The following is a 26541-nucleotide window of genomic DNA, read 5'->3' as shown; positions in this document are numbered from 1 at the left end:
GCCTGTTGCCCTCCCGCGGACGCACGACGCCGTTCATCGAGTACTCGATCACCGGTTCGGCGGTCACGCAGGCGGTGACCTCGATCTGGGCGATCTCGATCAACTGCCCCACACCCGTGCGGCTCCTGTGCTCGAGGGCGGCCAGCAGCGCCACCGCCGCGTGCACGCCGACGATGGGATCGGCGGGGCCCTGCGGGTTGCACGGCGGGCCGTCGGGGTAACCGGTCACGGCCGACATTCCCGAGGTCTGTTCGAAGTTCAGCGCCCACCCGACGTAGTCGCGCCACGGGCCCCGCAGGCCGTATCCCGGCATCCGCACAACGATCACGTCGGGGTTCAGCGCCACCAGCGCGTCGTAGTCCAGGCCGAACTGCTCGACCACTCGGGGCGAGAAGTTCTCCACGACCACATCGGCCTCGGCGGCCAACCGCCGGGCGATGTCCAGGCCCCGCTCGGAGGTCAGGTCGAGGGTGAGGTCACGCTTGTTGAGGTTGGTGCCCTGCCAGATGGGGCTGCGTTCGTACCAGTCGTCGCCCTCGTAGGCGAAGGCACCGGAGTAGCGATGCCCGTCCGGTCGCTGGATCGACTCGACCTTGACGATGTCGGCGCCGAACGCGCCCAGGTAGCAGGTTAGATAAGCGCCTGCCCAGAACGTGGTCAGGTCGAGGACGCGCAGTCCGGAAAAGGGCAGCGGCCCCTCGGTCGTATTGAGCGAGCGGGCCGCGGTGGCCCACGGTCCGGCGCCCGCGCCCAGGTTCGGCGCCGGACGGGGTTGGGGCACCGGGGTTTTCGCGAAACGGAACGGCGACCCTGGGCGTTGAAACGACCAGCCGGGCCCGCCGGATGACACGAAGAAACCGCGCGCGGTGTACTGCGGGCAGGCCGACACGGTGGCCCCGTCGTTGACCGGCGCGGCCGGAATGCGCAGGGCCTGAGCGAGTTCCACGATCTCGGCGACGGTCTGCTGGGCGAGCAACGGCTCCGCCATGCGGAAGAACTCATCGCGCTCCGGGCCGCCCATCATGATCGCGATCTGCTGCTCGCCGTACTCGGGCAGACCGAGCATGGCGCACACGTCCAGCCAGTGCTGACCGGTCAGACAGTTGATGCCCACCCAGCCGTCGGCGGCCCGGACGACGCCCAGCATGGGCGCCGACCGCAGGTTCGGCGGCAGGCCAAGGCTTTTCATGCGCTGCGCCATCAGCATCGGATAGGGCAACGTCGACAGCAGCGCCTCCAGCTGGGAGACGTCGACCTCTCTGACCCGGCCCGCGGGCGGCAGCCGCAACGCGGTCAGCGCACCCAGCGTGCCGTAAACACCCGCGACGTACTCGGAGATGCGGGCGCCGACCTGCACCGGTGGGCGGCCCGGGTCCCGGGCGCTGATCCATCCCGACGCCGCCTGCACGGTCAGGGGTGTGGCTTGCCGCTGCCGCCAGGGTCCGCACTGACCGAATCCAGAGATCCGCAGCAAGACCAGGTTTGGGTTCAGCCGGCTCAAGACCTCCGGGCCCAGCCCCCGGCGTTCCAGCATTCCCGGCCCGAAATCCTCGATGACCACGTGCGCCCGCGCGACGAGCTCGCGGGCGGCCGGCTGGGCCAGGTCGATGGTGGCACCGCGCTTCCCGGCGTTGAGGTACTCGAATAACCCGCTGCGCTGGGGGTCGGGCACTCCACCCGGAAACGGACCCCACCGGCGCAACGGATCTCCGGCGGGCGGCTCTATCTTGGTGACCTCGGCTCCGAGGTCCACGAAAAGCTTTGCGGCGTAAGGACCTGAGATCTCGCTGGCGAGTTCGACGACGTGGAGCCCGGCGAGGGGTCCCGTCATGCCGGGATTCCGATGGCCTTCACTTCCATGTACTGGTGCAGTCCGCTGATTCCGCCACTCTCCCGGCCGAGCCCGCTCAGCTTGAAGCCGCCGAACGGCGCATCACCGGGCCCGACGCCGTTGACCGCGACCTGACCGGTGCGCATGCGCCGGGCGACCGAGACGGCCCGGTCGACGTCGGTGCCCCACACGGCGCCGGAAAGCCCGTAGCACGAGTTGTTCGCGATCGCCACGGCGTCGTCGTCGTCGCGGTAGCGCAGCACCGACAGCACGGGCCCGAACACTTCCTCCTGCGCGATCGTCGAATCCGGTTGCACGCCAGTGAGAATCGTCGGTTCGAAGTAGAAGCCGGTCTCCAGGCCGGCCGGGCGGCCGCCGCCGGTCGCCAGCTTCGCTCCATCGTTGACCGCACCGTCGACGTGCGCCTGCACACGCTCGCGTTGCGCCGCGCTGATGAGCGGTCCCATCTCCACCGTCGGGTCCCTGGGGTCCCCGACCTTGACCTCGCGGGCGAGCGCGACGAGCCGGTCGACGACGTCGTCGTGCAAGGAATCGGGAAGCAGCAACCGGCTGTGCAGGATGCAGGCCTGCCCGGCGTGCAACGAGCAGCAATCGAACAGCATCTGACGCAGCATCTCGTCGGTCAGCTGCGTGTCGTCGAGGATGATGCTCGCCGACTTCCCGCCGCACTCCAGCAACAGCCGCTTCATGGCGTCGCCCGCGGCCCGCATGACCTCACACCCGACCACCGAGCTCCCGGTGAAGCTGATCATGTCGATGCGCGGATCCGTCGTGAGCGACTTGGCGGCCTCGAGCCCCGAGGGCGTGACCACATTGACCACGCCCGGCGGAATGTCGGTCTCCTCGTCGATGATGCGCGCCAGCGCCAGGCCCGCGAGCGGCGTCAGCGGCGAGGGCTTGAGCACGACGGTGTTGCCCGCGGCCAGCGCGTTGTTCACCTTCATCACGTTGAGACAGTGCGGGAAGTTCCACGGCGTCAGGATCGATACGACTCCGAGCGGCTCGCGGCGCAGCAACGTCGTCCCGGCGCCGATCCCGGTGACCGGCTCGTCGACCAAGTTCGTGGCGAGCTGGGCCGCATGCATGGACATGTAGCCGGCGCCGTCGATTTGCATCATGCGCTCGACTGCGACGCAACCCCATTCGACCTGTGACAGCGCGAAGATCTCGTCGGCGTGCTCGAGCAGAGCCGCACCGAGCTGGTTGAGGCAGCCGGCCCGCTCGTCGGGGCCCATGCGGCCCCACGGCCCGCTGTCGAACGCCCGGCGCGCGGCCTCGATCGCCGCGCCCACCTGGGCGACGCTGGCGTCCGGCGCGGTGCCGATGGACTGCTCGGTGGCCGGGTTGATGTCGTCGTAGCGACCGTCCTCCGGCTCGACCCATCTCCCATCGATGTAGAGCTGGTAGGTGTCGACAAGAGTTCCCGGAGTTTGTAGCTCGGTCATGCGTTTCCTCACCCGAACGTCGGTCATCTAACCACTTGGTGTACACCCATGGCTGAGCGTCGTCAATCACGAAGCATGCGAATTACACGCTATTTCGGCGTATCGCGGCGCTATTGACAGAGATGGACGGCGCGGGGTAGACACAAGGCCGCAAGACACATTGCGTCAATGTGTCGGATTGCCTGCCAGGGAGGTCGCCGTGCGGACCACCTTTCCACTGCATTCCCCCGACTTCTATGCGGGCGATCCGTATCCGGCGTACCGCGAGCTGCGCGCGACCGCGCCGGTGTGCTGGAACGACGTCACCAACTTCTGGGCGCTGCTGAAGTACGAGGACATCCGGTTCGTGTCGACCAACCCGGCCACGTTCACCTCAACCCGGGGCATCACCATCCCCGATCCGCAGATGGGAAACGCGGTGCAGGAGGGCAATCTCATCTTCACCGACCCGCCGCGGCACCGGCAGCTGCGCAAGCTGATCAACTCGGGCTTCACCCGGCGGCGGGTCGCCGTGCTGGAGCCCAAGATCCGCGAGATCGTGCGGGGGATTCTCGACGGCATCGAGCCGGATTCCGTGCACGAGTTCGCCGATGAGATCGCCGCCCCGCTTCCCACCCGGATGATCGCCGAGCTGATCGGTGCCCCGGCGGATGACTGGGAGCAGTTCCGGGCGTGGTCGGACGCGGCCACCGGCACGGCCGACCCCGAGATCGAGCTGGACCCGTTGGTCGCCATGGGGCAGCTCTACGAGTACTTCCAGAAGCTGATCGCCGCCAGGCGCGTGGACGCGCGGGACGACCTGCTGTCGGTGCTGGCCGGCGCGGAGATCGACGGCGTCCGGCTGACCGACGAAGACCTGCTGAATTTCGCCTACCTGCTGCTGGTGGCCGGCAACGAAACCACCCGCAACCTGATCGCGCTGGGCACGCTGGCGTTGATCGCTCACCCCGACCAATGCCGCCTGCTGGCCGACGATCCGACGCTGATCCCGGGCGCCGTCGAGGAGATGCTGCGGTGGACCAGCCCCGTGGTCCACATGGCGCGCACCGCGACGACCGACGTCGAGATCCGCGGCCAGCGGATCGCGGAGGGCGACGTGGTGGTGATGCTCTATGGGTCCGCCAACCGGGACGAGGAGATATTCGGCGCCGACTCCGAGGAGTTCAGGGTTACCCGGCATCCCAACCCGCACATCGCGTTCGGGTGCGGCGAGCATTCCTGTGTGGGTGCGCAATTGGCCCGGCTGGAGGCATGCGTGATGTTCGACGAGCTGCTGCGCCGCTTCCCCAGGCTCGAGCTGGTGGGTGCGGTCGACCGGATGCGCGCCACGATGGTGCCCGGGGTCAAGCGGATGCCGGTACGGCTGGGGGCCTGATGGATTTGGAATACTCGCCCGAGCAGGAGCGGCTGCGCGCCGAGATCCGCGCCGCGCTGGAAGAGGTGATGACACCCGAACGTAGCCTCGCACTCAGCGCGCGCATGGAAGGCGGCCCCGAAGTGCGCGAGTGCGTGCGGGCGCTGGCCGCGGCCGACCTGTTGGGCGTCGGCTGGCCCAAAGAGTATGGCGGACGCGGCTTCTCGGCGATCGAGCAGTTCATCTTCTCCGAGGAGGCACAGCGCGTCAATGCCCCGATCCCGCTGGTGACGCTCAACACCGTCGGGCCGACGCTGATGCAGTGCGGCACCGAGGAACAGAAGCAGAGGTTCCTGCCCGCGATCCTGGACGGCAGCGTCGAATTCGCGATCGGCTACTCCGAGCCCGGAGCCGGAAGCGACCTGGCCTCGCTGCGCACCACCGCGGTACGCGACGGCGACGAATACGTGATCAACGGCCAGAAGATGTTCACCAGCGGCGCCGCCTACGCCGACTACATCTGGCTGGCCGCCCGCACCGATCCCAATGCCAAGAAGCACAAGGGCATTTCCATCCTGATCGTGCCCACCTCGTCGCCCGGGTTCTCCTGGCAGCCGCTGCACACCATGCCGGGCATCTCCACCTTCTACACGTTCTACGACAACGTTCGGGTCCCGGCCAGCGCGCTCGTGGGTGGCGAGAACCAGGGCTGGCAGCTGATCACCACGCAGTTGAACTTCGAGCGGGCGGCCCTGGGCAACCTTGGCGCGCTCGAGCCGCTGTTCGAGAAGACGCTGGAGTGGGCCGCGGTCGCCGAGCTCGATGGTGGGCGCGTCATCGACCGGCCGTGGGTGCAGCTCGCGCTGGCCCGGGTTGAGGCCCAGGTCGCGGCGTATAAATTGGTCAATCTGCGGGTGAATGCGGCCATGACGAAGGGCGTGCTCTCGATGGGAGAAGCCTCCGCCGCCAAGGTGTTTGGCACCGAGCTGACCCAGCAGGTCGCCCGCCAGCTGCTGGAAGTGCTCGACCACAACGGGGTACGCCGCGGGACCGACGCGCCGTTAAGGGGTGCGCTGGAAACCGCGTACCGATGGGCGGTCATCAATACGTTCGGTGGCGGCGCCAACGAAATTCAGCGTGACATCATTGCCATGGCCGGACTGGGCATGCCGCGCGCTCCCCGTGACCTTCGCGCCACCGCAACATAGGAGGACAGCCGTCAGTGACCGACTCAGAAACCGTCAGCGCCAAGGTTAAGGCCCTCGTCGGCCGGCCGACCGGCGGCACCGGAAAGCCCTCGCTGGCCCCGGATCCGGTCAACCAGCCGATGATCCGGCATTGGGCGTATGCGATGGCCGACATGAACCCCGTCTACCTGGATCCGGAGTTCGCCGAGAGGTCGCGGTTCGGCGGCATCGTGTCGCCGCCGGTGATGCTGCAGACCTGGACGATGCCGTCGCCGCTCCTGGAGGGCATCGGCGAGCGGGGTGGCGCGCCCATCGAGATCAAAAGCAACCCAACGGCGTTCCTCGACGAGGCGGGCTACACCAGCACGGTGGCGACCAACTCGGAGTTCGAGATCGAGCGCTACCCGCGACTGGGCGACGTCATCAGCGCGACGACGGTGTACGAATCGGTTTCCGAGGAGAAGAAGACGGCGCTGGGCACCGGATTCTTTCTGACCTGGCTGACGACCTACACCGACCAGAACGGCGAGGTGCTGGGAAGGCAGCGATTCCGGGTGCTGCGATTCAGGCCGGAGCGCTGATGGCGACCCGACTGGCCCCGGCCATCACCCCGGACACCGAGTTCTTCTGGAACGGACTGCGGGACAACAAACTCCTGATCCAGCGCTGCGGCGGATGCGGGCAGCTGCGCCACCCGCCGCGCCCGATGTGCCCACACTGCCGTTCCCTGGACTGGGGCACCGTCGAGTCGTCGGGCCGCGGCACGGTGTACAGCTACGTGATGCCACACGAGCCGAAGTTCCCGTTCTTCGAGTATCCATACGTCGTCGTGCTGGTGGAGCTCGAGGAGGGCGTGCGGCTGGTATCGAACCTGACCGGCATCGACCCGGCCGATCTCAGGACCGGGATGCCGGTCGAGGTGTACTACCAGAGTTTCGACAACGACCTGGTGCTGCATCAGTTCCGGCCGGCCACCTAGGCGGGAACCATGGATTTCACGTTCACCGAAGAGCAGGAGACCATCTCCAAGCTCGCCCGCGACCTCCTCGAGCGACGCGCCACGCCGGAGCGCCTGACCGAGTTGGAAGCCGGCGACGTTCGCTTCGACGACGCACTGTGGCAAGAGCTGGCGGGCACCGACCTGCTGGGCACCGCGCTGCCGGAGTCGGTGGGCGGTAACGGCGGCGGCTTCGTCGAGCTCGGCGTGCTGCTGGCCGAGGTGGGCTGGGCGGTTGCTCCGGTGCCGGCCTACGCGACGCTGACGCTGGGGGCCGACCCCATCGCTCGGCACGGCAATCCCGAACAGCAGCAACGCTTTCTGCCGGGCGTCGTCGCCGGAAGCCGCATCCTGACCGCGGGGCTGGCCGAGCCGGGCCGCTCCGACGCAGCGACTCCCGCCACCACCGCGCGACGCGACGGCGGCAATTGGCGGATCGACGGCGCCAAGGAGTTGGTTCCGGCCGCCCAACTCGCCGACACCCTGTTGATCCCTGCCTCGATGGACGGCGGTGAGGCCGGCTTGTTCCTGGTGGCGGCCGACGCCAACGGCGTCGAGATCCGGCCTGCGACGACCACCAACCGCGAACCGCACGCGGACGTATATCTGGATGGCGCAACCGTTTCGGACGCCGACCTGATCGTCGGGCCAGACGTGATCGAGTCGCTTCACACGCGCGCACTGGTCGGACTGTGCGCGATTCAGCTCGGTGTCGCGGAGCGAGCCCTGCGGATCGCGGCCGAATACACAACGGGGCGCGAACAATTCGGCCGGCCCATCGGCAGCTTCCAAGCCGTGCAGCAGCGCATGGCCGACGCGTTCATCGACGTCGAGGCGATCCGGTGGACAACGTGGCACGCGGCGTGGCTGATCGCGCACGGGCGGTCCTTGAAGGAGGCCGGCCGCGCCGCCCGGATCGCGAAGTTCTGGGCCGCCGAGGCCGGCGCCCGCGTCGCTGCCACCGCCCAGCACGTCCATGGCGGCATCGGGATCGACACCACCTATCCCCTGCACCGCTATTTCCTGTGGGCCAAGCACAACGAGCTCATGCTCGGCCCGGCTACCGCGCAGCTGGCCCACCTCGGCGCAACATATTCGGAAGGACTCCTATGACGACAACCGCGAGCCGCACCACCACCCTGCGCTGGGCCGACATCTCCGTCGGGGACGAGGTCACCCCGCTCGAGATCCCCATCACCACAACGATGATCGTCGCCGGGGCGATCGCCACCCGCGACTTCATGCCCGTGCACCACGACCGCGACTACGCCAACAAGCAGGGCTCGCCGAACCTTTTCATGAACATCCTCACCACCAACGGCTACTGCGTGCGGTTTCTCACCGACTGGGCAGGACCGGAGGCGATGGTCAAGAAGCTGTCGATTCGCCTTGGCGTGCCGTGCTTTCCGGATGATCCGCTGCGCTTCACCGGCAGCGTCACCGGGAAGACCGAAGGCACGGAGGGTGAGAACTTCGTCGAGGTGACGTTCAAGGGCTCCAACAGCCTCGGCGATCACGTCTCGGGCACGGCGATCCTCAGCCTGCTCGACGAGGCGGCCGCGTGAGCGGCTCCCTGCCCGGCGCCGCGGCCATCGTCGGGATCGGGCAGACCGAGTTCTCGAAGGAATCCGGCCGCAGCGAACTGCAATTGGCGTGCGAGGCGGTCAGCGCCGCGCTCGACGATGCCGGCCTGACACCGAGCGACGTCGACGGCATGGTCACCTTCACCATGGACTCCAGCGACGAGATCGAGATCGCGCGCAACGTCGGCATCGGCGACCTGAGCTTCTTCTCCCGTGTGCACCACGGCGGCGGGGCCGCCGCCGGCACCGTCGTGCATGCCGCGATGGCCGTCGCGACGGGCGTGGCCGACGTGGTGGTGTGCTGGCGCGCCTTCAACGAACGCTCCGGCATGCGGTTCGGCGGCAGCGGTCGCACCGACCTGGGCACGCCGTTGTTCATGGCGCACTACGCGCCGTTCGGCTTGCTCACTCCCGCGGCGTGGGTCGCGATGCACGCCCAGCGCTACATGTCGACCTACGGCGTCACCAACGAGGACTTCGGCCGCATCGCCGTCGTCGACCGCACGCACGCCGCCCGCAATCCCGATGCCTGGTTCTACCAGCGCCCGATCACGCTGGAAGACCACCAGAATTCGCGTTGGATCGTCGAACCGGTGCTGCGCCTACTGGATTGCTGCCAGGAAAGCGACGGCGGGGTCGCGCTCGTGGTCACCAGCGCCGAGCGGGCCCGCGACTTGCGGCAGCCGCCGGCGATCATCACCGCGGCTGCCCAGGGCGCGGCCGCCAACGGCGAGATGATGACCAGCTACTACCGCGACGACATCACCGGCCTTCCGGAGATGGGCGTGGTCGCCAACAGGCTGTGGCGCGATTCTGGGCTCAAGCCGCAGGACATCCAAACCGCCTTCATCTATGACCATTTCACGCCGTTCGTGTTCACCCAGCTCGAAGAACTCGGGTTCTGCGGGCGCGGTGAGGCGAAGGATTTCGCCACCGTCGAGCGGCTCTCGCTGGGTGGGGAGTTCCCGATCAACACCAACGGCGGCCTGCTGGGCGAGGCCTACATCCACGGCATGAACGGGATCACCGAGGGGGTGCGCCAGGTGCGCGGCACGTCGTACAACCAGGTCGAGGGCGTCGAGCACGTCCTGGTCACGTCGGGCACCGGGGTACCCACCAGTGGGCTGATCCTGGCGCCCGCCAGCTAAGGGGGAGCCACCATGCCGAAGCTCGCACTGCTGACCGCGCACGGCGGGCCCATCGAGCTGGCCGAGTTTCCGTTGACTCCGCCGGCACCCGGCACCGCGGCGCTCAAGTTGCGGATGGCCGGCATCTGCGGGTCCGACCTGCACATCTTCCGTGGCGAACTGCCGTTGCCGTGCCCGTTTGCCATGGGGCACGAAATGGTCGGCGAGATAGCCGAACTGGGCGAGGGCCTGACCGCCGACGCGACCGGCAGGCCGCTGGCCGTCGGGGATCGCGTGGTGACACCGTACTTTTGGTTCTGCGGCCAGTGTCACGCCTGCGCGCGCGGCCGTTCCTATGCGTGCCAGAACCTGATGGCCGGCGAATACCGGACGCACGATCGGGAGCCGCACTTCGTCGCCGCCTATGGGGAGTATTACTACACCAGTCGGCGCCAGCCGCTGTACAAGGTGCCCGAGGAGCTGCCCGACACAGCCGTCGCCCCGCTGAATTGCGCTCTGGCGCAGGTGCTCTTCGCGCTGCGGGATGTGCGGCTTGGCGACACGGTGGTCATCCAGGGTGCGGGCGGGCTCGGCATCAACGCCGCTGCCGTGGCCCGCACCGCGGGGGCCGCGGAGGTCATCGTCATCGACAAGATCGCCGAACGGCTGGATGTCGCGGCCGATTTCGGCGCCACGCACTGCATCGACGCGAGTGCGGTCTCGACGGCGGAGGTCACCGAGCAGGTCCGCGCGCGCACCGAAGGCATCGGCGCCGACTGGGTGCTCGAGGTCGTCGGGGTGCCCGGCGTCATTCCTGAGGGGATCGGCTTCCTCAACAACGGCGGCACGCTCCTAGAGGTCGGCAACGTCGGGATGGGGCGGACCTTCGAGCTGGACCCGAGCGCGCTGGTCTATGGCAACAAATCCGTGCGCGGCGTCATGTTCTACGAGCCCGTGACGTTGGCGATAGGCTTGAAGTTCCTGCAGCACACCCGCTTTCCATTCGACCGCCTGATGCCCGATCCGTTCCATCTGGCCGACGTCAACGCCGCCTTCGCGTCGGCCAACGGTGGGCTGGTGCCCAGGGGCGCGTTGGTGCCATGACGACTCAAGCGGCCCAGGCCATCGACACGCGCGAGGTGATCGTGGAATCCGCGTACGCCTGCTTCGGCAAGCAGGGACTGCAGAAGGCGACGATCGTCGATATCGCCAGGACGGCCGGGGTTTCCCGCAGCACCATCTACGAGTACTTTTCCGACAAGGCCGCCATCATCGAAGCGTGCGCCGAACACGCTTCCGAGCAGTTCTACCGCGAGATGTCCAAGGCCATGGACCGGGGCGGTTCGCTGGAAGAAAAGCTAAGCCAGGCAGCCGTTTTCGTGACCCAGGCGCGGCGATCCATCGCCTCCGAGAAGTACTTCGACGAGGACGCGGTCAGCTTGTTGCTCACCAAGGATGCCGCCGTATTACTGCGCGAATGCGTCGACTTCTTCGCGCCGTACCTGTCGGCCGCCCGCCTCACCGGCGAGGTGCGCAAGGACCTCGACGTCGAGGCCGCCGCGGAATGGTTTGCCCGCATCCTGTTCTCGCTCTTCAGCACGCCCTCCCCGATGCGGGACATGGACGACCCCGAGGTGGCGGCGGAGTTCGTGCGCGCGCACGTGGTGCGCGGCTTCACGGGCGACCGCCCGCGGCGGCGTTGAGTGTGCGCCCAGGGCGGGAATGGTCGGCGTGTCACCGCCCAGGGCTCACACTCAAAGCCGTGATGTCAACGGCGTTGCCCGGGCCACACGGTTTCGGCGACGTGAACCGGTCGGCCATGGCCGGGTAGTAGGTGTGCCACCGGTAGCTCTTCGAGACGCCTTCGCGTGGCAGCGGCGCTTGCAGTGTCGACGATCTCCGGTGTGTGCCAAACCTTGCCGCGAGCGGTCAGCACGGCGTCGCCGGAAAGCAGCGTCCGCGTTGTCGGGTTCCACAGCGCAATGCTGTCGTCGGTGTGTCCGCCCGCGTTGATGACGGTCCAATCCGGTGCGCTGGGCAGCGCCTGGCCGTCGGCCAGTCCCCCACCGGGGGGCGGACCGGTCCAGCGCATACCGGCCGGGGTGCCGTATCCCGCCACCCGCGCGCCGCTCAGCAGCCCCGCCGCGCCGACTCGATCAAAGGGCTGATCGAACAAGGTGGGCCAGATACGTGCGGCGCGGGCCGGGGTCGGCGTGCGCGGTTTCGCTCCGTCGAGATAGGTAAGTGTGCGGGCGGGCAACCAGATTGGCGCGGGATAGCGGGCGGTCAATTCGGCCGCACCGGCGACATGGTCGCTGTGCCCATGAGTCGCCACCACGGCATGGACGCTGCCGTCGAGATGACCCAGAACGGCCGCCAGATCGCTGGCGACCCGCGGCAATCCGGCGTCGACGACCACCGCGCCGTCACCGCTGTGCAGGACATAACAGTTGAAGACCCAGCGCGAGACCCGGGTGATACCGAGATCGGGCATCTCCTCGATGACCAGGCTCATGGCCGAGAGGTTACGCCTGGGTGCGGTGATTGACCGGAGCATCCGTGGGCTTGAGTGTGCGGCCAGGGCGGAGGCTGTCGGCGTGTCGCCGCCGTGGGCGCACACGCAAAGCCGTGAGCGCACACTCAATGACCGCGCTGGGCCAGCGCGCGCAAGAAGAACGTCAGGTTGGCGGGCCGCTCGGCCAGCCGGCGCATGAAGTAGCCGTACCACTGGGTGCCGAACGGCACGTACACACGCACCTGGTTTCCCGCTTCCGCCAGCCGACGCTGCTCGATATCGCGGATGCCGTACAGCATCTGATACTCGAAATCGGCCGCCCCGCGGCCCGCTTCGCGTGCCAGCGCGGGGACGGCATCGATGATCGCCGGGTCGTGGCTGGCCGCCATCGGGTAGCCCGAGCCGGCCATCAACACCCGCAAGGAGCGCAAATATGCGTCGGTCACCGCGTCGGCGTCGCGGTAGGCCACCGAGGCCGGTTCGTCGTAGGCGCCCTTGCACAGCCGGATCCGGGCCCCGGCCGCCGCGAGTTCCGCGCAGTCGCCGAGCGTGCGCCGCAGGTAGGCCTGCAAAGCCATACCCAGCCAAGGGAATTCGCCCCGCAGCTCGCGCACGATCGCCAGCGTCGAGTCCGTGGTCGTGTGGTCTTCGGCGTCCACCGTGACCCACACGCCGGCCCGCTGCGCCGCTTCGCAGATCGTGAAGGCGTTTTGCCGGGCGATCTTCTCACCGTCGCGATCCAGCGACTGCCCCAAGGCCGACAGCTTCAGCGACACCTCCAGCGGCCGCGCGGCGTGGGCGTCGGAGCCGAAGCCCGCCAGGTGCTCGATCAGGTCCAGGTAAACGCGCACCGCCGCGCCGGCGTCGTCGGCGGCCGTGACGTCTTCGCCCAGGTAGTCGACGCTGACGTAGCGACCCGAAGAGCGAAGGGCCGCAACACTATGCAGCGCGCTGTCGATCGTCTCGCCGGGCACGAAGCGGTGCACCACGCGACGGGTGACCGGCAGCCCTTCGGCGGCCCGGCGCAACGCCGGTCGCCGGCTGGCGGCCATGATCGCGGGCCGAATGGTGCTGGCGAACACCCCGGCCATCAGTCGGCCGCCATGTGCGGGTAGGTGTGGTGGGTCGCCGGGACGAACGTCTCCTTGATGGTGCGGGCCGACGTCCACCGCAACAAGTTCAGCACCGAACCGGCCTTGTCGTTGGTGCCCGAGCCGCGCGATCCCCCGAACGGTTGACGCCCGACGACCGCGCCGGTCGGCTTGTCGTTGACGTAGAAATTCCCGGCGGCGAACCGCAGGCGCTCCTGGGCGGTCAGCACGGCCTCGCGGTCGTCGGCGATGACCGCGCCGGTCAGCGCGTACCGCGACCCGGTGTCGATCACGTCCAAGATTCGTTCGTAGTCGTCGTCGGGGTACACGTGCACCGACAGCAGCGGACCGAAGTACTCGGTGGCAAACGCTTCGTCGGTCGGGTCGTCGGAGAGCAACACCGTGGGGCGGACGAAATAGCCGACGCTGTCGTCGTATTCACCGCCGACGGCGATGGTGACATGGGCCGCGCTCTTCGCCCGCTCGAGGGCGTCGACGTTCTTGATGAACGCGCGCCGGTCGATCAGCGCGCCGCCGTAGTTGGTCAGATCGGTGACATCGCCGTAGCGCAGCGCGGCGGTCTGGCCCAGGAAGTCGTCGCCCATCCGCCGCCACACCGAATTCGGGACGAACGCCCGCGACGCCGCCGAGCATTTCTGCCCCTGGTAGTCGAACGCGCCGCGAATCAGCGCGGTGCGCAGCACATCCGGCCGCGCCGAGGCATGCGCCACCACGAAGTCTTTGCCACCGGTTTCGCCGACCAGCCGCGGATAGCTTTGGTAACGGCCGATATTGGCGCCCACCTGCTGCCAAAGGTGCTGGAAGGTGGCCGTCGACCCGGTGAAGTGGATGCCGGCCAGCCGCGGGTCGGCCAGCGCCACGTCGGACACCGCGAAGCCGTCGCCGGTGACGAGGTTGATCACCCCGGGCGGCAGCCCCGCGGCCTCCAGCAGCCGCATGGTCAGATAGGCCGACAGGGTCTGGGTGATCGACGGCTTCCACACCACGGTGTTGCCCATCAGCGCGGGCGCGGTCGGCAGGTTTCCGGCGATCGAGGTGAAGTTGAACGGCGTTATCGCATAGACGAATCCGTCCAGCGGGCGGTAGTCGCTGCGATTCCACTCCCCCGGTCCGCTGATCGGCTGCTGCGCCAGGATCTGACGCGCGGACGCCACGTTGAACCGCCAGAAGTCGATTTGCTCGCAGGGCGAGTCGATCTCGGCCTGGTAGACGGACTTGGATTGGCCCAGCATCGTCGCGGCGGCGATCTTCTCCCGCCAGGGCCCGGCGAGCAGGTTGGCGGCCCGCAAGAAGACGGCCGCGCGCTCGTCGAACGGCATCGCCGCCCACGCCGTTTTCGCGGCCATCGCGGCGTCGATGGCCGCGACCGCGTCGGCGTGGACGGCGTTCGTCAGAGTGCCCAGCTTGGCGGCATGCCGGTGCGGCTGGACGACGTCGATGCGTTCCCCGTCGCCCATCCGGTGCGTACCGCCGATGACGTGGGGGAGGTCGATGGGGCGCTCGGCGAGCGCTGCCAGTTCGGCGCGCAGCCGGCCGCGCTCCGGAGAGTGCGGCGCGTAGTCGTGGACCGGCTCGTTGGCCGGCAGCGGCACCTGGGTTATCGCGTCCATGCTGCCAGGATCCTCGCCGCGGGCGCCCCCGGAGTTAGCCGATCGGACAGGATAGTGGTCGGCTGGTAGTACGATCGAACAATGTCCGGTGTGGGGCTTGGTCAGCTGTTGCTCGCGCTGGACGCGACCCTGGTCCGCCTGGTGGAAGCGCCGCGGGGCCTGGACCTTGCGGTGGGCTCGGCGGCGTTGATCGACAGCGACGACGTGCGGCTTGGGCTGGCGGCGGCCGCGAGCTCGGCCGACGTGTTCTTCCTGCTGGGCGTGGCCGACGACGAGGCGCTGCGGTGGATCAACAAGCAGGCCCGCGAGCGCATCCCGGTGGCGATCTTCGCGAAAGAGCCGTCCACCGCGTTGGTGAGCGCGGCAGTCGGCACGGGGTCGGCGGTGGTCGCCGTCGAGCCGCGGGCCCGCTGGGAACGGCTCTACCAGTTGGTCAACCACGTGCTGGAGCATCACGGGGACCGCGCCGACGCGACGGAGGACTCGGGCACCGACCTGTTCGGCTTGGCGCAGTCGCTCGCCGACCGCATCCACGGCATGGTCAGCATCGAAAACGCCCAATCGCACGTGCTGGCGTATTCGGCGTCCAACGACGAAGCGGATGAGTTGCGCCGCCTTTCCATCCTCGGCCGGGCAGGGCCGCCCGAACACCTCGAATGGATCGGCCAGTGGGGCATTTTCGACGCGCTGCGCGCGAGCGACGAAGTGGTGCGCGTCGCCGAGCGTCCCGAATTGGGCCTGCGCCCGCGGCTGGCGGTCGGGATCTATCAGGAGGTCGATGCGCGGCGGCCGCCGGCGTTCGCCGGAACCATCTGGGTTCAGCAGGGCGCACGACCGCTGGCCGCCGACGCCGAGGAGATGTTGCGGGGCGCGGCCGTACTGGCCGGGCGCATCATGGCGCGACTTGCGGCCCGCCCCTCCACGCACGCGCGGCGGGTGCAGCAGCTGCTGGGCCTGACCGACGGCGAGCCCGACGTGGCCGCCGTCGCCCGCGAACTCGGCCTCGCCACCGACGGGAACGCGGCGCTGATCGGCTGGGACGCCTCGGACACCGCGGGCGCACCCCGTCCGGCCCGATTGGCCGACGTAATGGCGCTGAGCGCCAGCGCTTTTCGGCGGGATGCCCAGCTCGCCTCCCGGGGATCGCGAATCTATGTGCTGCTGCCCCAGACGCAAACCCGCTCGGTCACCTCGTGGGTCCGCGGCACGATCGCGGCGATGCGCAGCGAACTCGGGGTGCAGCTGCGGGCCGCCATCGCCGCCCCCGTCGCCGGCCTCGCCGGCATTGCCGCCGCCCGCGCCGAGGTGGACCGGGTGCTGGACAGCGCTGCGCGCCATCCCATTTCGATCCCGCAAGTGACGTCGCTGGCCGAGGCGCGCACCACCGTCCTGCTCGATGAAATCCTCGCTTTGGTTGGGCGTGAGGAGCGCTCGGTCGATCCGCGGATCGTCGACCTGCGCGCCCAAGAGCCGGTCCTTGCCGAGACGCTGCGGGTGTATCTGGACAGCTTCGGCGACGTCGCCGCCGCCGCGCAGTCGCTACACGTTCACCCCAACACGGTTCGCTACCGCGTCCGGCGTATCGAGAAGTTGTTGACGACGTCCTTGGCCGATCCCGAGGTGCGGCTGCTGTTTTCGCTGAGCCTGCGGCTCTTGGAGAGCTGGTGACACCGTCGACGGCAAGAGCTTCGGGTGATTTGCTGGCTTTTGGACACAACGGATGTAACAATGCCAGCCGTAAGGTGATGACGATGCAGGAAGCCGGTGCGAATCCGGCGCGGTCCCGCCACTGTCATCGGGGAGCGACCCTCAACGGCCACGGCTGACAAGCTGGAAGGCGAGGCGAGCGGCGATCCGAGAGCCAGGACACTCGCGTCATTGCGTCCTGCGACCCGGGGCGGAGCACCCCGAGAGAGCTGTCAACGTCCATGTCACGTTTTGCATGGGTGGCCGTTGTCGTTGCCACCAACCTTCCCATCTTCTCTGAAAGATCGAGCAATGCAAGGATTTTCGTCAGCACCGCGGCGGTCGGTCGATGACCGCGCCCATCTGGATGGCCTCGCCACCGGAGGTGCATTCTGCGTTGCTCAGCAGCGGGCCGGGGCCCGGACCGCTGCTGGCCGCAGCCGCGACGTGGGGCTCGCTGAGCGCCGAGTACGCGGAGGCCGCAGACGAGCTGGCCGCGCTGTTGGGCGCGATTGAGTCCGGAACCTGGGACGGCCCGACCGCGCAGGTATACGTGACCGCGCACGCGCCTTATCTGGCATGGCTGGTGCGGGCAAGCGCCGACAGCGCCGCCGTGGCCGCCCAGCAGGAAACCGCGGCCACCGCCTACTCGGCCGCGCTGGCGGCCATACCGACGCTTTCCGAGCTGGCCGCCAACCGTGCCACCCACGCCGCCCTGGTGGCGACGAATTTTCTTGGCCTGAATACCATTCCGATCGCGCTCAACGAGGCCGACTATGCGCGCATGTGGGTCCAGGCCGCCACCGTGATGACCACCTATCAGGGTGTTGCCACCGCCGCGGTGGCCGCTGCACCGCTAACGGAACCTGCGCCGCAGGTCATGACGGCCGACGCCCTGGCGGCCGCTTCCGTCGCGCCGGCGTCGCCGCCCGACCGGCAGGACGCGGTGCTGGACTGGTTGCGGCGCATCGGCTTCGTCGACTTCTACAACAGGTTCATCCAGCCGTTGATAGACCAACTGATGAACAACCCGTTCTTCCAGGCGCTGTTCTCCGGATTCGATCCGTGGTTGCCCGTCCTCGGGAATCCGCTGAGCTTTCTCAACCCGTTCAATATCGCGTTCGCCCTTGGCTATCCGATGGATTTCGGTTCGTACTTCGCCTATCTGGCGCAAACCTTCTCCTTCATCGCGGCCGACCTTGCGGCGGCATTCGCCTCCGGCAATCCCGCGACCATCGCGTGGACCCTGTTGTTCACCGCCGTCGAAGCCATCGGGACGATCATCACCGATACCATCGCGCTGCTGAAGACGTTGCTCGAGCAGATGATCGTGCTGATCCCGGTGATTCTCCCGCTGCTGACGGTCTCGGTGATTCCGCTGGTGGTGCCCACGCTGGTGGGGGGGCTCGCGGGCTTGACGGGTCTGGCCGGGCTGCATGCCATCCCGGTGGTGCCAATCGTGCCGGCCCCTTCGTTCGTTCCCGCCGCGCTGGCGCCTACCCCACCCGCCGCGCCGGCGCCGGCGCCGGCGCCCGCACCAACCCCCACAGCCGCGCCCGCAGCGGCGCCCGCGCCGCCCTCGCACGGTGGGCCGCCACCCGCACCGTCGGGACCACCGGTGGCAACGATGCAGGGTCTCGCCTACCTGGTCGGTGGCCTGACGGCTGACGTTCGGAGGCCGGCGAGCGCCAGCGCGCGTGCGACGAAGGCGCCGGAGCCCGACCATGCCGAATCTTTCGCAGTGGTGCAGCCCGAGGAGCACCGTTCGCACGGGCGGCGCCAGCGGGCGAAGGCCACCCAATTCGGTCGCCGCTACGAATACCTGGACGCGGAGCCGACAGCCTCGGCCGGGGGCGCGACAGCCCTGGGGTTCGCCGGAACCGCACCGGTGCGGTCCGCTACCACACCGGCGGGATTGACGGCCTTCACCGATGACGCGTTCGGCGGGAGCACGCGCGCGCCGATGCTGCCAAGCACGTGGGGCGCCGAACCCTGATCGGACTGCGCTGCAGCGCCTTTCGTGTGGTCGCGCAGGATCGCCCCGATGTCCGCAGCTGGCCCGAGCGGAAAACGAACGACCGCGATGCGGAACCGCCGCCAGGCGGTAACCTAACGGCCATGCCGAACGCGTCCGTGGTCTCGCTGCTGCGGGAACGCGCGGGCCTGCAGCCCGACGACGTGGCTTTCCGGTACACCGACTATGAGCAGGATTGGGCCGGCGTCACCGAGACGTGGACGTGGGCACAGCTTTACCAGCGCACCCTGAACGTCGCGCACGAGGCCAAGCGGCACGGCGCCGTCGGGGATCGGGCCGTAATCGTCGCTCCCCAGGGGCTGGCTTATATCGCGGCGTTTCTCGGGGCGATGCAGGCCGGTTTCATCGCGGTGCCGCTGTCGGTACCGGCGGCCGGCTCGCACGACGAACGGGTGAGCGCCGTCCTTGCCGACACCGCGCCCACCGTCGTCCTCACCACGTCCGCGGTCGCCGGAACCGTCACCGAACACCTCCGGCAGCCGGGAGCGGTCCCGGCCGTCATCGAGGTCGACGCCCTGGATCTCGACGACGCGAGCGCGTCGAGCATCCGGATCAGCGGTGCCCCCGACACGGCCTACCTGCAATACACATCGGGATCCACCCGGCTTCCTGCCGGCGTGATGATCTCGCACCGGAACCTTCAGGTGAACTTCCAGCAGCTGATGGCCGACTACTTCGCCGAGGGCAACGGCGTGCCGCCGCGCGACACGGCCGTGGTGTCGTGGCTGCCCTTCTACCACGACATGGGCTTCGTGCTCGGCGTCATCGCGCCGATCCTGGGCGGCTATCGCGGTGACCTGACAAGTCCGGTCGCGTTCCTGCAGCGGCCGGCGCGGTGGATCCATGCGATGGCGAACGCCGGCCCGGTGATGTCGGCGGCGCCCAACTTCGCTTTCGAGTTGGCCGCCCGCAAGACATCGGATTCCGATTTGGAAGACGTCGATCTGGGCAACGTGCTGGGCATCGTGAGCGGTGCCGAGCGCATCCATCCCGCCACGCTGGATCGCTTCTCGAAACGGTTCGCCCCGTACAACTTTCGCCAAGACATGATGCGCCCCTCCTACGGGCTGGCCGAGGCGACCGTCTACGTCGCCAGCCGCACCGTGAGCGCGGCCCCCAAGGTCGTGCACTTCGAACCCGGGAAGCTGTCCGAGGGCACCGCGGAACGGTGTTCGGAGGGAACCGGCTCCCCGCTGCTCAGCTACGGCATGCCGAAGTCGCCTTCCGTGCGGATCGTGGACCCCGACACCGGCAGGGAATGCCCGGCGGGAACGGTCGGCGAGATCTGGGTCCACGGCGAGAATGTGGCCGGCGGGTACTGGCAGAAGCCGGCGGAGACCGAGCGCACCTTCGGCGGCATTCTGGCCGGCCCGTCGCCGGGCACGCCGGAAGGGCCATGGCTGCGCACCGGCGACCTCGGCTTCGTCTCCGAGGGCGAGCTGTTCATCGTGGGCCGCATGAAGGATCTGTTGATCGTCTACGGGCGCAACCACTATCCCGAGGACATCGAGTCGACGGTCCAGGGCATTACCGGGGGCCGGGTCGCGGCGATCTCCGTCCCGGTCGACGAGACCGAAAAGCTGGTGACCATCATCGAATTGAAGAAGCGCGACGATTCCGACGATGCGGCGCTGCGTCGGCTCGCCGATGTCAAAAACGATGTCACCGCGGCGATTTCGAGCACGCACGGCCTCAATGTCGCCGACCTCGTCTTGGTGTCACCGGGGTCGATTCCCACCACCACGAGCGGCAAGATCCGGCGGGCCGCCTGTGTCGAGCAGTACCGGCGGCAGGAGTTCACCCGGCTGGACGCCTGAGCGCCTCGCGCTAGTTCCGGCTAGGGTTGCGCTTCGGCAAGGAAGCGGTCCACCACGTCGGGACCGGTGGAGCGCAGCGCGATGGACAACTCCAACAACCTGTCCTTGGCCTTCTTGGGCAGCAACTCGATGGACTTGGTGGTGGCCGAGTCGTACTTGGCCCCCGGGAAGCGTTGCAGCACAATGTCCTTCTGCGCTTCGGTGGTGTAGATCTCTAGGAGCTTCATACCGGCGAAGGCGTCCTTGGCCGAGTCGGCCATTCCGGCGTTCGCCAGCGCCTCGAGCCGTTCCTCGTTGATCCACACGTTGACCTTGATCTGCTTTCCGTCACCGCTCATGAGTCGGCTTCCCCCAACTGGTTCAGCGTGAACACCGGCAGCCTGTCCTTCAGGTAATCCTCGGTGACGAACGGCGAACCCCGCCCGTATTTGGCGGCGGAGTCCAAGACCACCTCGAACACCTCGTGGCGCATGACCTGCTGGGTGGGCTTCACCTCGTCGGTGAGGATGCTTCGGATCAGGCTGCCGCTGAAGCTTTGCGCCTGGGAGTCGTGACCGCACAACGCGGAGTTGGTCACCTCCCGGCATTCCGGGCAGTACCAGTTCTCCCGCAGGAAAACCGGTTTGATGCCCAGCTCCGACCGGTGCTGCTGCAGCAGGTCCTGCGAGTCGTACGGGTGGTAGAAGTCGCCGACGCCGGCGTGGTCGCGTCCGAACATGTGGTGGGTGCAGCCGAGGTTGGTCCGCAGGATCGCGTGGAAGATCGCCTCGCGGGGCCCGGCGTACCGCATGTCCCAGAGCGTGAAGGTGACCTTGTGGACGCCCTCGCGGAAGTACCCGCTCTTCCTCAGCTCGTCCTGCGTCAGCAGGATGGCCTCGTCGATGTAATCCCCCACCCGCTTCTGCCCGATGATGGCGTTGACGAGCACTCCGGTGTTCAGGTTGTCGACGGGCATGTCCTCGTTCGCGGCCAGCCACGCCTGCTTCATCAGCGCCTCGTGCCCGGTGTGGGGAACGTTGCGAGTCTGGTGGGCGACGACGTGCTTCCAGCCTTTTTCTGCGAGCGCGTCGTGGTGCTGCCTGGGCGTCAGCCAAAAGCTCTTGAAAGGCTCGTTGAACACCGGCTCGTTGATGAGCGTGACGTCACCGGCGATGAACCGGTTCGCGTACGCGAGCGTCTTCTTCACGCCCGGGTGCCTGGGATCGGTTGTGCCGTAGGTTTTCTCGGCGAAGCGGTGCAGGTCGTACTCGTAGATCTCGGTGACGTCGAGGATCGCGATGGGTGCATGGAGGTACTCCAGCACGACGCTGCCGCCCTCGTTGACGCCCAGCTTCTCGACGTCGTCGGAGGACAGGTCGAACACGATCGGGATGCTCCACAGCGTTCCGTCCGGGAGCCGCAACTTGTCCAGCGTCCCGTCGACCTCTTGCCGGCCCATGAACCCGGACAGCGGGGTGAAGAATCCGTAGGACAGGCTGATCACTTCATGCGCGGTCGCCTTCGAAATCGGCACGCGCGGCAGGCCTTTGATCTGTCCGGCGGCGCCGTCCGTGGACACTCTTTCCACGATCGGTTTCCCGTTGTGACCGTGATAGTTCATCTCATGACCTCGCTTCGCGGTGGGTGTCGAACCCGCGGGCGGCGGGGGCGGGAATGACGCCCTCCTTCTCGAGGTGCGAGACCACTTCCTCGGCCAGCGTGTCCGCATCCTTTGTGCCACCGTCGAGCCGCAGCTCCGGGCTCAGCGGAGGTTCGTACGGATCGTCGATTCCGGTGAAACCCCGGATCTCACCGGCCCGGGCCTTCTTGTACAAGCCTTTCGGATCACGCTGCTCGCAAATCTCGATCGGCGTATCGATGAAGATCTCCTGGAAATCGCCCTCGGCGAGGGTGGCGCGAACCGCGTCACGATCGTGCCGGTACGGGCTGATGAAGGCGGTCAAGGTGATGACCCCGGCATCGCAGAACAACTTCGCGACCGCTCCGAGGCGCCGGATGTTCTCCTCGCGGTCCTCGGCGGAGAACCCCAGACCGAACCGCTTCGCGAACTCGACTCCGTGGCGCTCTTCGAGGAGAGTCGGGCCGGCGTTGAGCCCGTGGCGGACGTTGTCGCCGTCCAGCAGGTAGCTCCGCACGCCGCGCTCGTAGAGCTTCTGCTCGACGATGTTCGCGACCGTGCTTTTACCGCTGGCGCTCAGCCCGGTGAACCAGATGACGCAGCCCTTGTGGCCGTTGAGCCGCTCGCGGGCCTCGCGAGAGACCTGGTGGTCATGCCAGGTGATGTTGGTGGACATCCTCAGCTCCTCGTCGGATTTGCACGCCTCATCGGTACGTCGCCCGTGGTCCTCTCAACCGGCGCCCCGCCGCGGTCATTCCTGGCAACGTCAATAAAACCGGATTTCAGCAAGTCTACAAGTCAAGATGGTCAGTTTAGGGCGGTTTTCTGGGGTTCGCGTTGCGGCACTCGCCCATCCGGGGTAGGGCCGCGCATCCGCCTCGTCAGGATGCTGACGCCGCCGCTTCCGAAGCGGCCAGCTCGTCGCACAGATGCTCCGCCAGATCGCGAACCGTGGTGATCTTGGTGGGGCTGATGCGCACACCGGTTTCCGTCTCGATGCGGGTTCGCAGCTCGAGATTGCCGAGTGAATCCAACCCATAGTCGGACAACGGACGATCGGGATCGATTGTGCGCCGGAGCAATAGGCTGATCTGACCGGACACCAGCCGACGAATGGCGGTGGGCCATTCGTCGCGGGGCAGCGTCTTGAGTTCGGCCAGGAATTTGCCCGCGTCCGGGTTGCCCTGCCCCATCGATCCGAACGCCTCGGCGAACCGGCTGCGTTGCGCGAACGAGGTCAGCCACGGCGTTCCCATGATCGGGGCGTAGCCGGAGTAGGGGCGGTCGTAGCGCAGCAGAGATTCGAACGCGTGATAGCCCTCCGCCGGCTTGATCGCGATGCCGGCGTCTTCCGCGAGGGCCGTGGCGCGGCCGACGTCGGACCACGCGCCCCAGGCGATCGCGCTGCCGGGCAGCCCCTGGGCGCGGCGCCAGTACGCGAACGCGTCCAGCCAGCTGTTAGCCGCGGCGTATGCGCCCTGGCCCGGGGAGCCGACCAGCGCGGCGGCCGACGAGAACGAACAGAACCAGTCCAGCGGCTGTTCCCGGGTGGCTCGATGCAGGTTCCAGGCTCCGTAAACCTTTGGCGCCCAACACCGCTCGATCAGCTCGTCGGTCACGTTGGTCAACGTGGCGTCGTCCACCACCGCCGCCGCATGCAGCACCCCGCGCACCGGCAGTCCCGTCGCGGTGGCGCACGCCACCAGGCCGTCGGCCGTGCCCGGCTCGGCGATGTCTCCGCACTCCACCGCGATGTCCGCGCCGCCGGCGCGCAGCCGCTCGATGGATTGGCGCGCTTGCTCGTTGGGCGCCGAGCGGGAGTTGAGCACGATCCGTCCCGCGCCCCGGGCCGCCATCTCACCGGCCAAGAACAATCCCAGCCCGCCGATACCACCGGTGACGATGTAGGCGCCGTCGGTGCGGAACGGCCGCACGTCTTCCGGGGGAACCGTCGCCACGCTGCGTCCCGCGCGCGGCACGTCCAGCACGACCTTGCCCGTGTGCCCGGCGGAACCCACCAGGCGGATCGCGGCGGCCGCGTCGTGGATCGGGTAGTGCGTGGTCCGCGGCAGCGGCAACTCGCCGTCGGCCGTGCGTTGGTACACGGTGGTCAACAGGCGGCGAACCGTCTCGGGGTGGCTGAACGTCAGCAACGCCAGGTCGACCGCGAACAGGGACAGGTTGCGCCGGAACGGAAACAACCCGAGGTGGGTGTCGCGGTAGATGTCGCGCTTGCCCAGCTCGACGAATCGCCCGCCGAAGGCCAGCAAGTCGATTCCCGCGCGCTGCGCGGCCCCGGGCAGCGAGTTGAGCACCACGTCGACGCCGTATCCGTCGGTGTCGCGGCGAATCTCGTCGGCGAACGTCGTGCTGCGCGAGTCGTAAACGTGCTCAATCCCCATGTCCCGCAGCAATTGCCGGCGCTGCGGACTGCCCGCGGTCGCGAAGATCTCACAGCCCGCGGCCCGGGCGATCGCGATGGCCGCCTGTCCGACGCCGCCGGTGCCGGAATGGATGAGCACCTTGTCGCTCGGCGCGATGCGGGCCAGATCATGCAACCCGTACCAGGCGGTGGCCGAGGCGGTGGGCACCGCGGCGGCGTCTTCCAGCGACAGGCCGGGCGGGAGGGTGACCGCGTGCCGGGCGTCGGCGATGACGAACGTGCCCCAACAGCCGTGGCGCGACACGCCGCCGACGCGGTCCCCCACCCGGTGCTCGGTGACGCCGGGACCGACGGCGGTCACCACACCGGCGAAGTCACCACCCAGCTGCTGTTGGTAGCCCTCGAAGGTGGGATAACGGCCGAAGGCGACCAGCACGTCGGCGAAGTTGATGGTGGACGCGGTGACCGCGACCTCGATCTCCCCCGGCCCCGGCGCGACGCGGTCGAACGCGATGAACTCCAGCGATTCGAGGTCACCCGGCGTGCGGATCTGTAGGCGCATGCCGTCCCGCTCACGATCGACGACGGTGGTCCGCCGTTCGGCCGGACGCAGGGGACCCGGCCGGAGCCGCGCGGTGTACCACTGCCCGCCGCGCCACGCCGTCTCGTCCTCCTGCGACCCGCTCTTGCACTGCAGTGCAACGTGTTTGGCTTCGGTCACCGCGTCGACGTCGATCTGGGTGGCGCTCAGGTGCGGGTGCTCGGAATCGATCACCCGCATCAGCCCGCGCAACCCGGTCTGCTCGAGGTTGGCCACGTCGCCGGCGACCACGTTGGCGGCATTCCTGGTCACCACGAAGAGCCGGGGTGACTCGCCGGGCAGCTCGGAGAGCTCACGGGCGATCGCCACCAGATACGACACGTAGTCGCACCCGCGCCGCGTCTCTTCGGCTCCCCCGGTCTGCGGCGCGGTCACCACGACGACGCCCGCGAGGCCCTTGAGCGGGCCGTGCCCGTTGGAGGCCGGCAGGCCGCCGCCCGACAGCAGGGTGCGTAACTGTGCGGTTTCCACCGACCCCAGCGGCAAGGGCACCACGGTGCATTGGGCGCCATCGCTTAATGCCTCGGCCAATTGCGCCGTCAGCGGATCCGTCACCTCACCCGCGCTGAGCAACAGCCACGATCCCGGCTCGCCCCGGGACTCCTCCGGCAATTGCCGTGGCTCCCATTCGATGGTCAACAACCGCTCGTTGAGCAGCCGTTGCGCCCGCTCGTGCTCGGAGGCGCCGCCGGCCAGCCGAAGCCCATCGACCGTCAGCAGGACGGCGCCGGACTGGTCCAGCACGTCGAGGTCCGCCTCGCACTCGCCGGGGCGCGACGACGTCACCCTGGCGAGGCAGTATTGCGCGTTGCGGGTCGAGGAATAGCTGCGCAACCTGCGCACGCCGACCGGCAGCAGCAGACCGCCCGCGCTCGCCTTCTGCACCTCGGGATGGACGACGACCGACTGGAAGCACGCGTCCAGCAGGGCCGGGTGGATGGCGTATCCCGACTGCTGCGAGCGGATCGCGCCGGGAAGCGCGACCTCGGCGAGCACGGAGCCGGCCTGCCCGTCGGCGACGAGCGCGGCGGCCAGACCGGAGAAGGCCGGACCGTACTGAATCCCTATCGCGTCGAAGGCTTTTCGCAATTCGGCACCGTCCATGCCAGACGGGTGATTGGCGATCAGCGTGGCCATGTCGTGGGCGGCCGGCTCGGCCTCTTCCGGTTCGTTGAGGGCCCGCAGGACCGCACCCGCCCGGCGAACGCGTTCGCCCTCGTCGTGGGTGTCCACCGTGAACTCGAGAACCCCGGGCGCGGCGACCGTCGCCGCCGACGATGCCCGCGTCCGGCCGTCCAGCAAGAGCGTCTGCTCGAACGTGATATCGCAGACCTCCGAGCGTTCGCCGAGGGCCGCGCGCGCGGCGGCGAGCGCCATCTCGCAGTAGGCGGCGCCGGGAAACGCTGCCACCTGGTGGATTTGATGGTCAGCGAGCCAAGGGTGTGCCTCGGTGCCGACATCGCCCTGCCAGACGTGGCGCTCGGGTTCCTCGTACAGGTGCACATGCGCGCCGAGCAGCGGATGGACGGCATGCACCGACGCCCCGTGCGCCTGGTGGACGCCCCGCTCCCGACGTGGACGCACCGCAGGCTCATGCTCAGTCGCGAGGGCAAAGAGCA

Annotated in this window: 21 protein-coding genes and 1 riboswitch; of the genes, 12 read left to right on the top strand and 9 right to left on the bottom strand. The window is 68.3% G+C overall.

Translation table 11 applies throughout. The features are described 5' to 3' along the window. The coding region (locus tag A5711_RS03250) for a CoA transferase (RefSeq protein WP_067944012.1) at positions 1-1831 on the bottom strand (1831 nt) is incomplete at its 3' end. After that, entirely contained in the window at positions 1828-3297 is a 1470-nt protein-coding gene (locus A5711_RS03245; RefSeq protein WP_067944018.1) for an aldehyde dehydrogenase family protein, read from the bottom strand. The genes A5711_RS03250 and A5711_RS03245, both read right to left, overlap by 4 nt. Positions 3298-3496: 199 nt before the next feature. Here A5711_RS03245 and A5711_RS03240 point away from each other — a divergent pair, with 199 nt between their 5' ends. The 9 genes from A5711_RS03240 to A5711_RS03200 are packed head-to-tail and all read left to right on the top strand — an operon-like array spanning position 3497 to position 11248. Beyond that, entirely contained in the window at positions 3497-4672 is a 1176-nt protein-coding gene (locus A5711_RS03240) for a cytochrome P450 (protein ID WP_067944010.1), read from the top strand. Beyond that, the gene (locus tag A5711_RS03235; RefSeq protein WP_067944008.1) at positions 4672-5859 is read left to right on the top strand and encodes an acyl-CoA dehydrogenase family protein; all 1188 of its coding nucleotides are present in this window, start codon (positions 4672-4674) and stop codon (positions 5857-5859) included. Before A5711_RS03240 ends, A5711_RS03235 begins: the two co-directional genes overlap by 1 nt. Positions 5860-5873: 14 nt before the next feature. Then, positions 5874-6419: a MaoC family dehydratase N-terminal domain-containing protein gene (locus A5711_RS03230; protein WP_067944006.1), complete on the top strand. Its 546-nt coding sequence runs from the start codon at positions 5874-5876 to the stop codon at positions 6417-6419. Further along, entirely contained in the window at positions 6419-6817 is a 399-nt protein-coding gene (locus tag A5711_RS03225; protein WP_067944004.1) for a Zn-ribbon domain-containing OB-fold protein, read from the top strand. The genes A5711_RS03230 and A5711_RS03225 overlap by 1 nt, the downstream gene beginning before the upstream one ends. Positions 6818-6826: 9 nt before the next feature. Continuing rightward, a complete protein-coding gene (locus A5711_RS03220; protein WP_067944002.1) occupies positions 6827-7948 on the top strand; it encodes an acyl-CoA dehydrogenase family protein in 1122 nt (373 codons plus the stop codon). Beyond that, complete coding sequence (locus tag A5711_RS03215) at positions 7945-8400, top strand: MaoC family dehydratase (protein WP_067944000.1); 456 nt, start codon at positions 7945-7947, stop codon at positions 8398-8400. The genes A5711_RS03220 and A5711_RS03215 overlap by 4 nt, the downstream gene beginning before the upstream one ends. Further along, positions 8397-9566 carry a lipid-transfer protein gene (locus A5711_RS03210; protein ID WP_067943998.1) on the top strand — a complete coding sequence of 390 codons (1170 nt, stop codon included), beginning with the start codon at positions 8397-8399 and terminating at the stop codon, positions 9564-9566. Before A5711_RS03215 ends, A5711_RS03210 begins: the two co-directional genes overlap by 4 nt. 12 nt (positions 9567-9578) lie before the next feature. Next, positions 9579-10649 carry a zinc-binding dehydrogenase gene (locus A5711_RS03205; RefSeq protein WP_067943996.1) on the top strand — a complete coding sequence of 357 codons (1071 nt, stop codon included), beginning with the start codon at positions 9579-9581 and terminating at the stop codon, positions 10647-10649. After that, positions 10646-11248 (top strand): TetR/AcrR family transcriptional regulator, encoded by a 603-nt coding sequence (locus A5711_RS03200; RefSeq protein WP_067943994.1) that lies wholly within the window; start codon positions 10646-10648, stop codon positions 11246-11248. Before A5711_RS03205 ends, A5711_RS03200 begins: the two co-directional genes overlap by 4 nt. Before the next feature lie 65 nt (positions 11249-11313). Here A5711_RS03200 and A5711_RS03195 read toward each other — a convergent pair whose 3' ends face one another. The 3 genes from A5711_RS03195 to pruA form a co-directional block, all read right to left on the bottom strand. Next, positions 11314-12060, bottom strand: coding sequence for an MBL fold metallo-hydrolase (locus tag A5711_RS03195; RefSeq protein ID WP_067943992.1), 747 nt, complete (start codon positions 12058-12060; stop codon positions 11314-11316). Positions 12061-12185: 125 nt separating this feature from the next. After that, complete coding sequence (locus A5711_RS03190; protein WP_067943990.1) at positions 12186-13151, bottom strand: proline dehydrogenase family protein; 966 nt, start codon at positions 13149-13151, stop codon at positions 12186-12188. Beyond that, positions 13151-14782 carry an L-glutamate gamma-semialdehyde dehydrogenase gene (gene pruA / locus A5711_RS03185; protein WP_067943989.1) on the bottom strand — a complete coding sequence of 544 codons (1632 nt, stop codon included), beginning with the start codon at positions 14780-14782 and terminating at the stop codon, positions 13151-13153. The genes A5711_RS03190 and pruA overlap by 1 nt, the downstream gene beginning before the upstream one ends. 81 nt (positions 14783-14863) lie before the next feature. Here pruA and A5711_RS03180 point away from each other — a divergent pair, with 81 nt between their 5' ends. The 3 genes from A5711_RS03180 (at position 14864) to fadD21 (ending at position 20320) form a co-directional block, all read left to right on the top strand. Beyond that, on the top strand, positions 14864-16450 hold the full coding sequence (locus A5711_RS03180; protein ID WP_067943987.1) for a CdaR family transcriptional regulator: 1587 nt from the start codon (positions 14864-14866) through the stop codon (positions 16448-16450). Between the two features lie 35 nt (positions 16451-16485). Continuing rightward, positions 16486-16675, top strand: a riboswitch (cobalamin riboswitch). A 142-nt stretch (positions 16676-16817) separates the two neighbouring features. Continuing rightward, complete coding sequence (locus tag A5711_RS03175; protein ID WP_067943984.1) at positions 16818-18464, top strand: PPE family protein; 1647 nt, start codon at positions 16818-16820, stop codon at positions 18462-18464. 122 nt (positions 18465-18586) lie between these two features. After that, the gene (gene fadD21, locus A5711_RS03170) at positions 18587-20320 is read left to right on the top strand and encodes a fatty-acid--AMP ligase FAAL21/FadD21 (RefSeq protein ID WP_067944014.1); all 1734 of its coding nucleotides are present in this window, start codon (positions 18587-18589) and stop codon (positions 20318-20320) included. A gap of 20 nt (positions 20321-20340) precedes the next feature. On the opposite strand, the gene A5711_RS03165 is transcribed toward fadD21, so the two are convergent. From A5711_RS03165 to A5711_RS03150, 4 genes are all read right to left on the bottom strand, one after another. Further along, the gene (locus A5711_RS03165; RefSeq protein WP_067943982.1) at positions 20341-20658 is read right to left on the bottom strand and encodes a hypothetical protein; all 318 of its coding nucleotides are present in this window, start codon (positions 20656-20658) and stop codon (positions 20341-20343) included. Further along, positions 20655-21920, bottom strand: a complete 1266-nt coding sequence (gene sat / locus A5711_RS03160) for a sulfate adenylyltransferase (RefSeq protein ID WP_067943981.1) — start codon at positions 21918-21920, stop codon at positions 20655-20657. The genes A5711_RS03165 and sat overlap by 4 nt, the downstream gene beginning before the upstream one ends. 1 nt (position 21921) lies before the next feature. Next, complete coding sequence (cysC, locus tag A5711_RS03155) at positions 21922-22614, bottom strand: adenylyl-sulfate kinase (protein WP_067943978.1); 693 nt, start codon at positions 22612-22614, stop codon at positions 21922-21924. 205 nt (positions 22615-22819) lie between these two features. Further along, the coding region (locus A5711_RS03150; RefSeq protein WP_156744763.1) for an SDR family NAD(P)-dependent oxidoreductase at positions 22820-26541 on the bottom strand (3722 nt) is incomplete at its 5' end.

Source organism: Mycobacterium sp. E2238, assembly GCF_001672665.1.
Lineage (GTDB): Bacteria > Actinomycetota > Actinomycetes > Mycobacteriales > Mycobacteriaceae > Mycobacterium.
The sequence above is the reverse complement of the archived record's forward strand: the minus strand, read 5'-3'. Positions and strand labels throughout refer to the sequence as shown.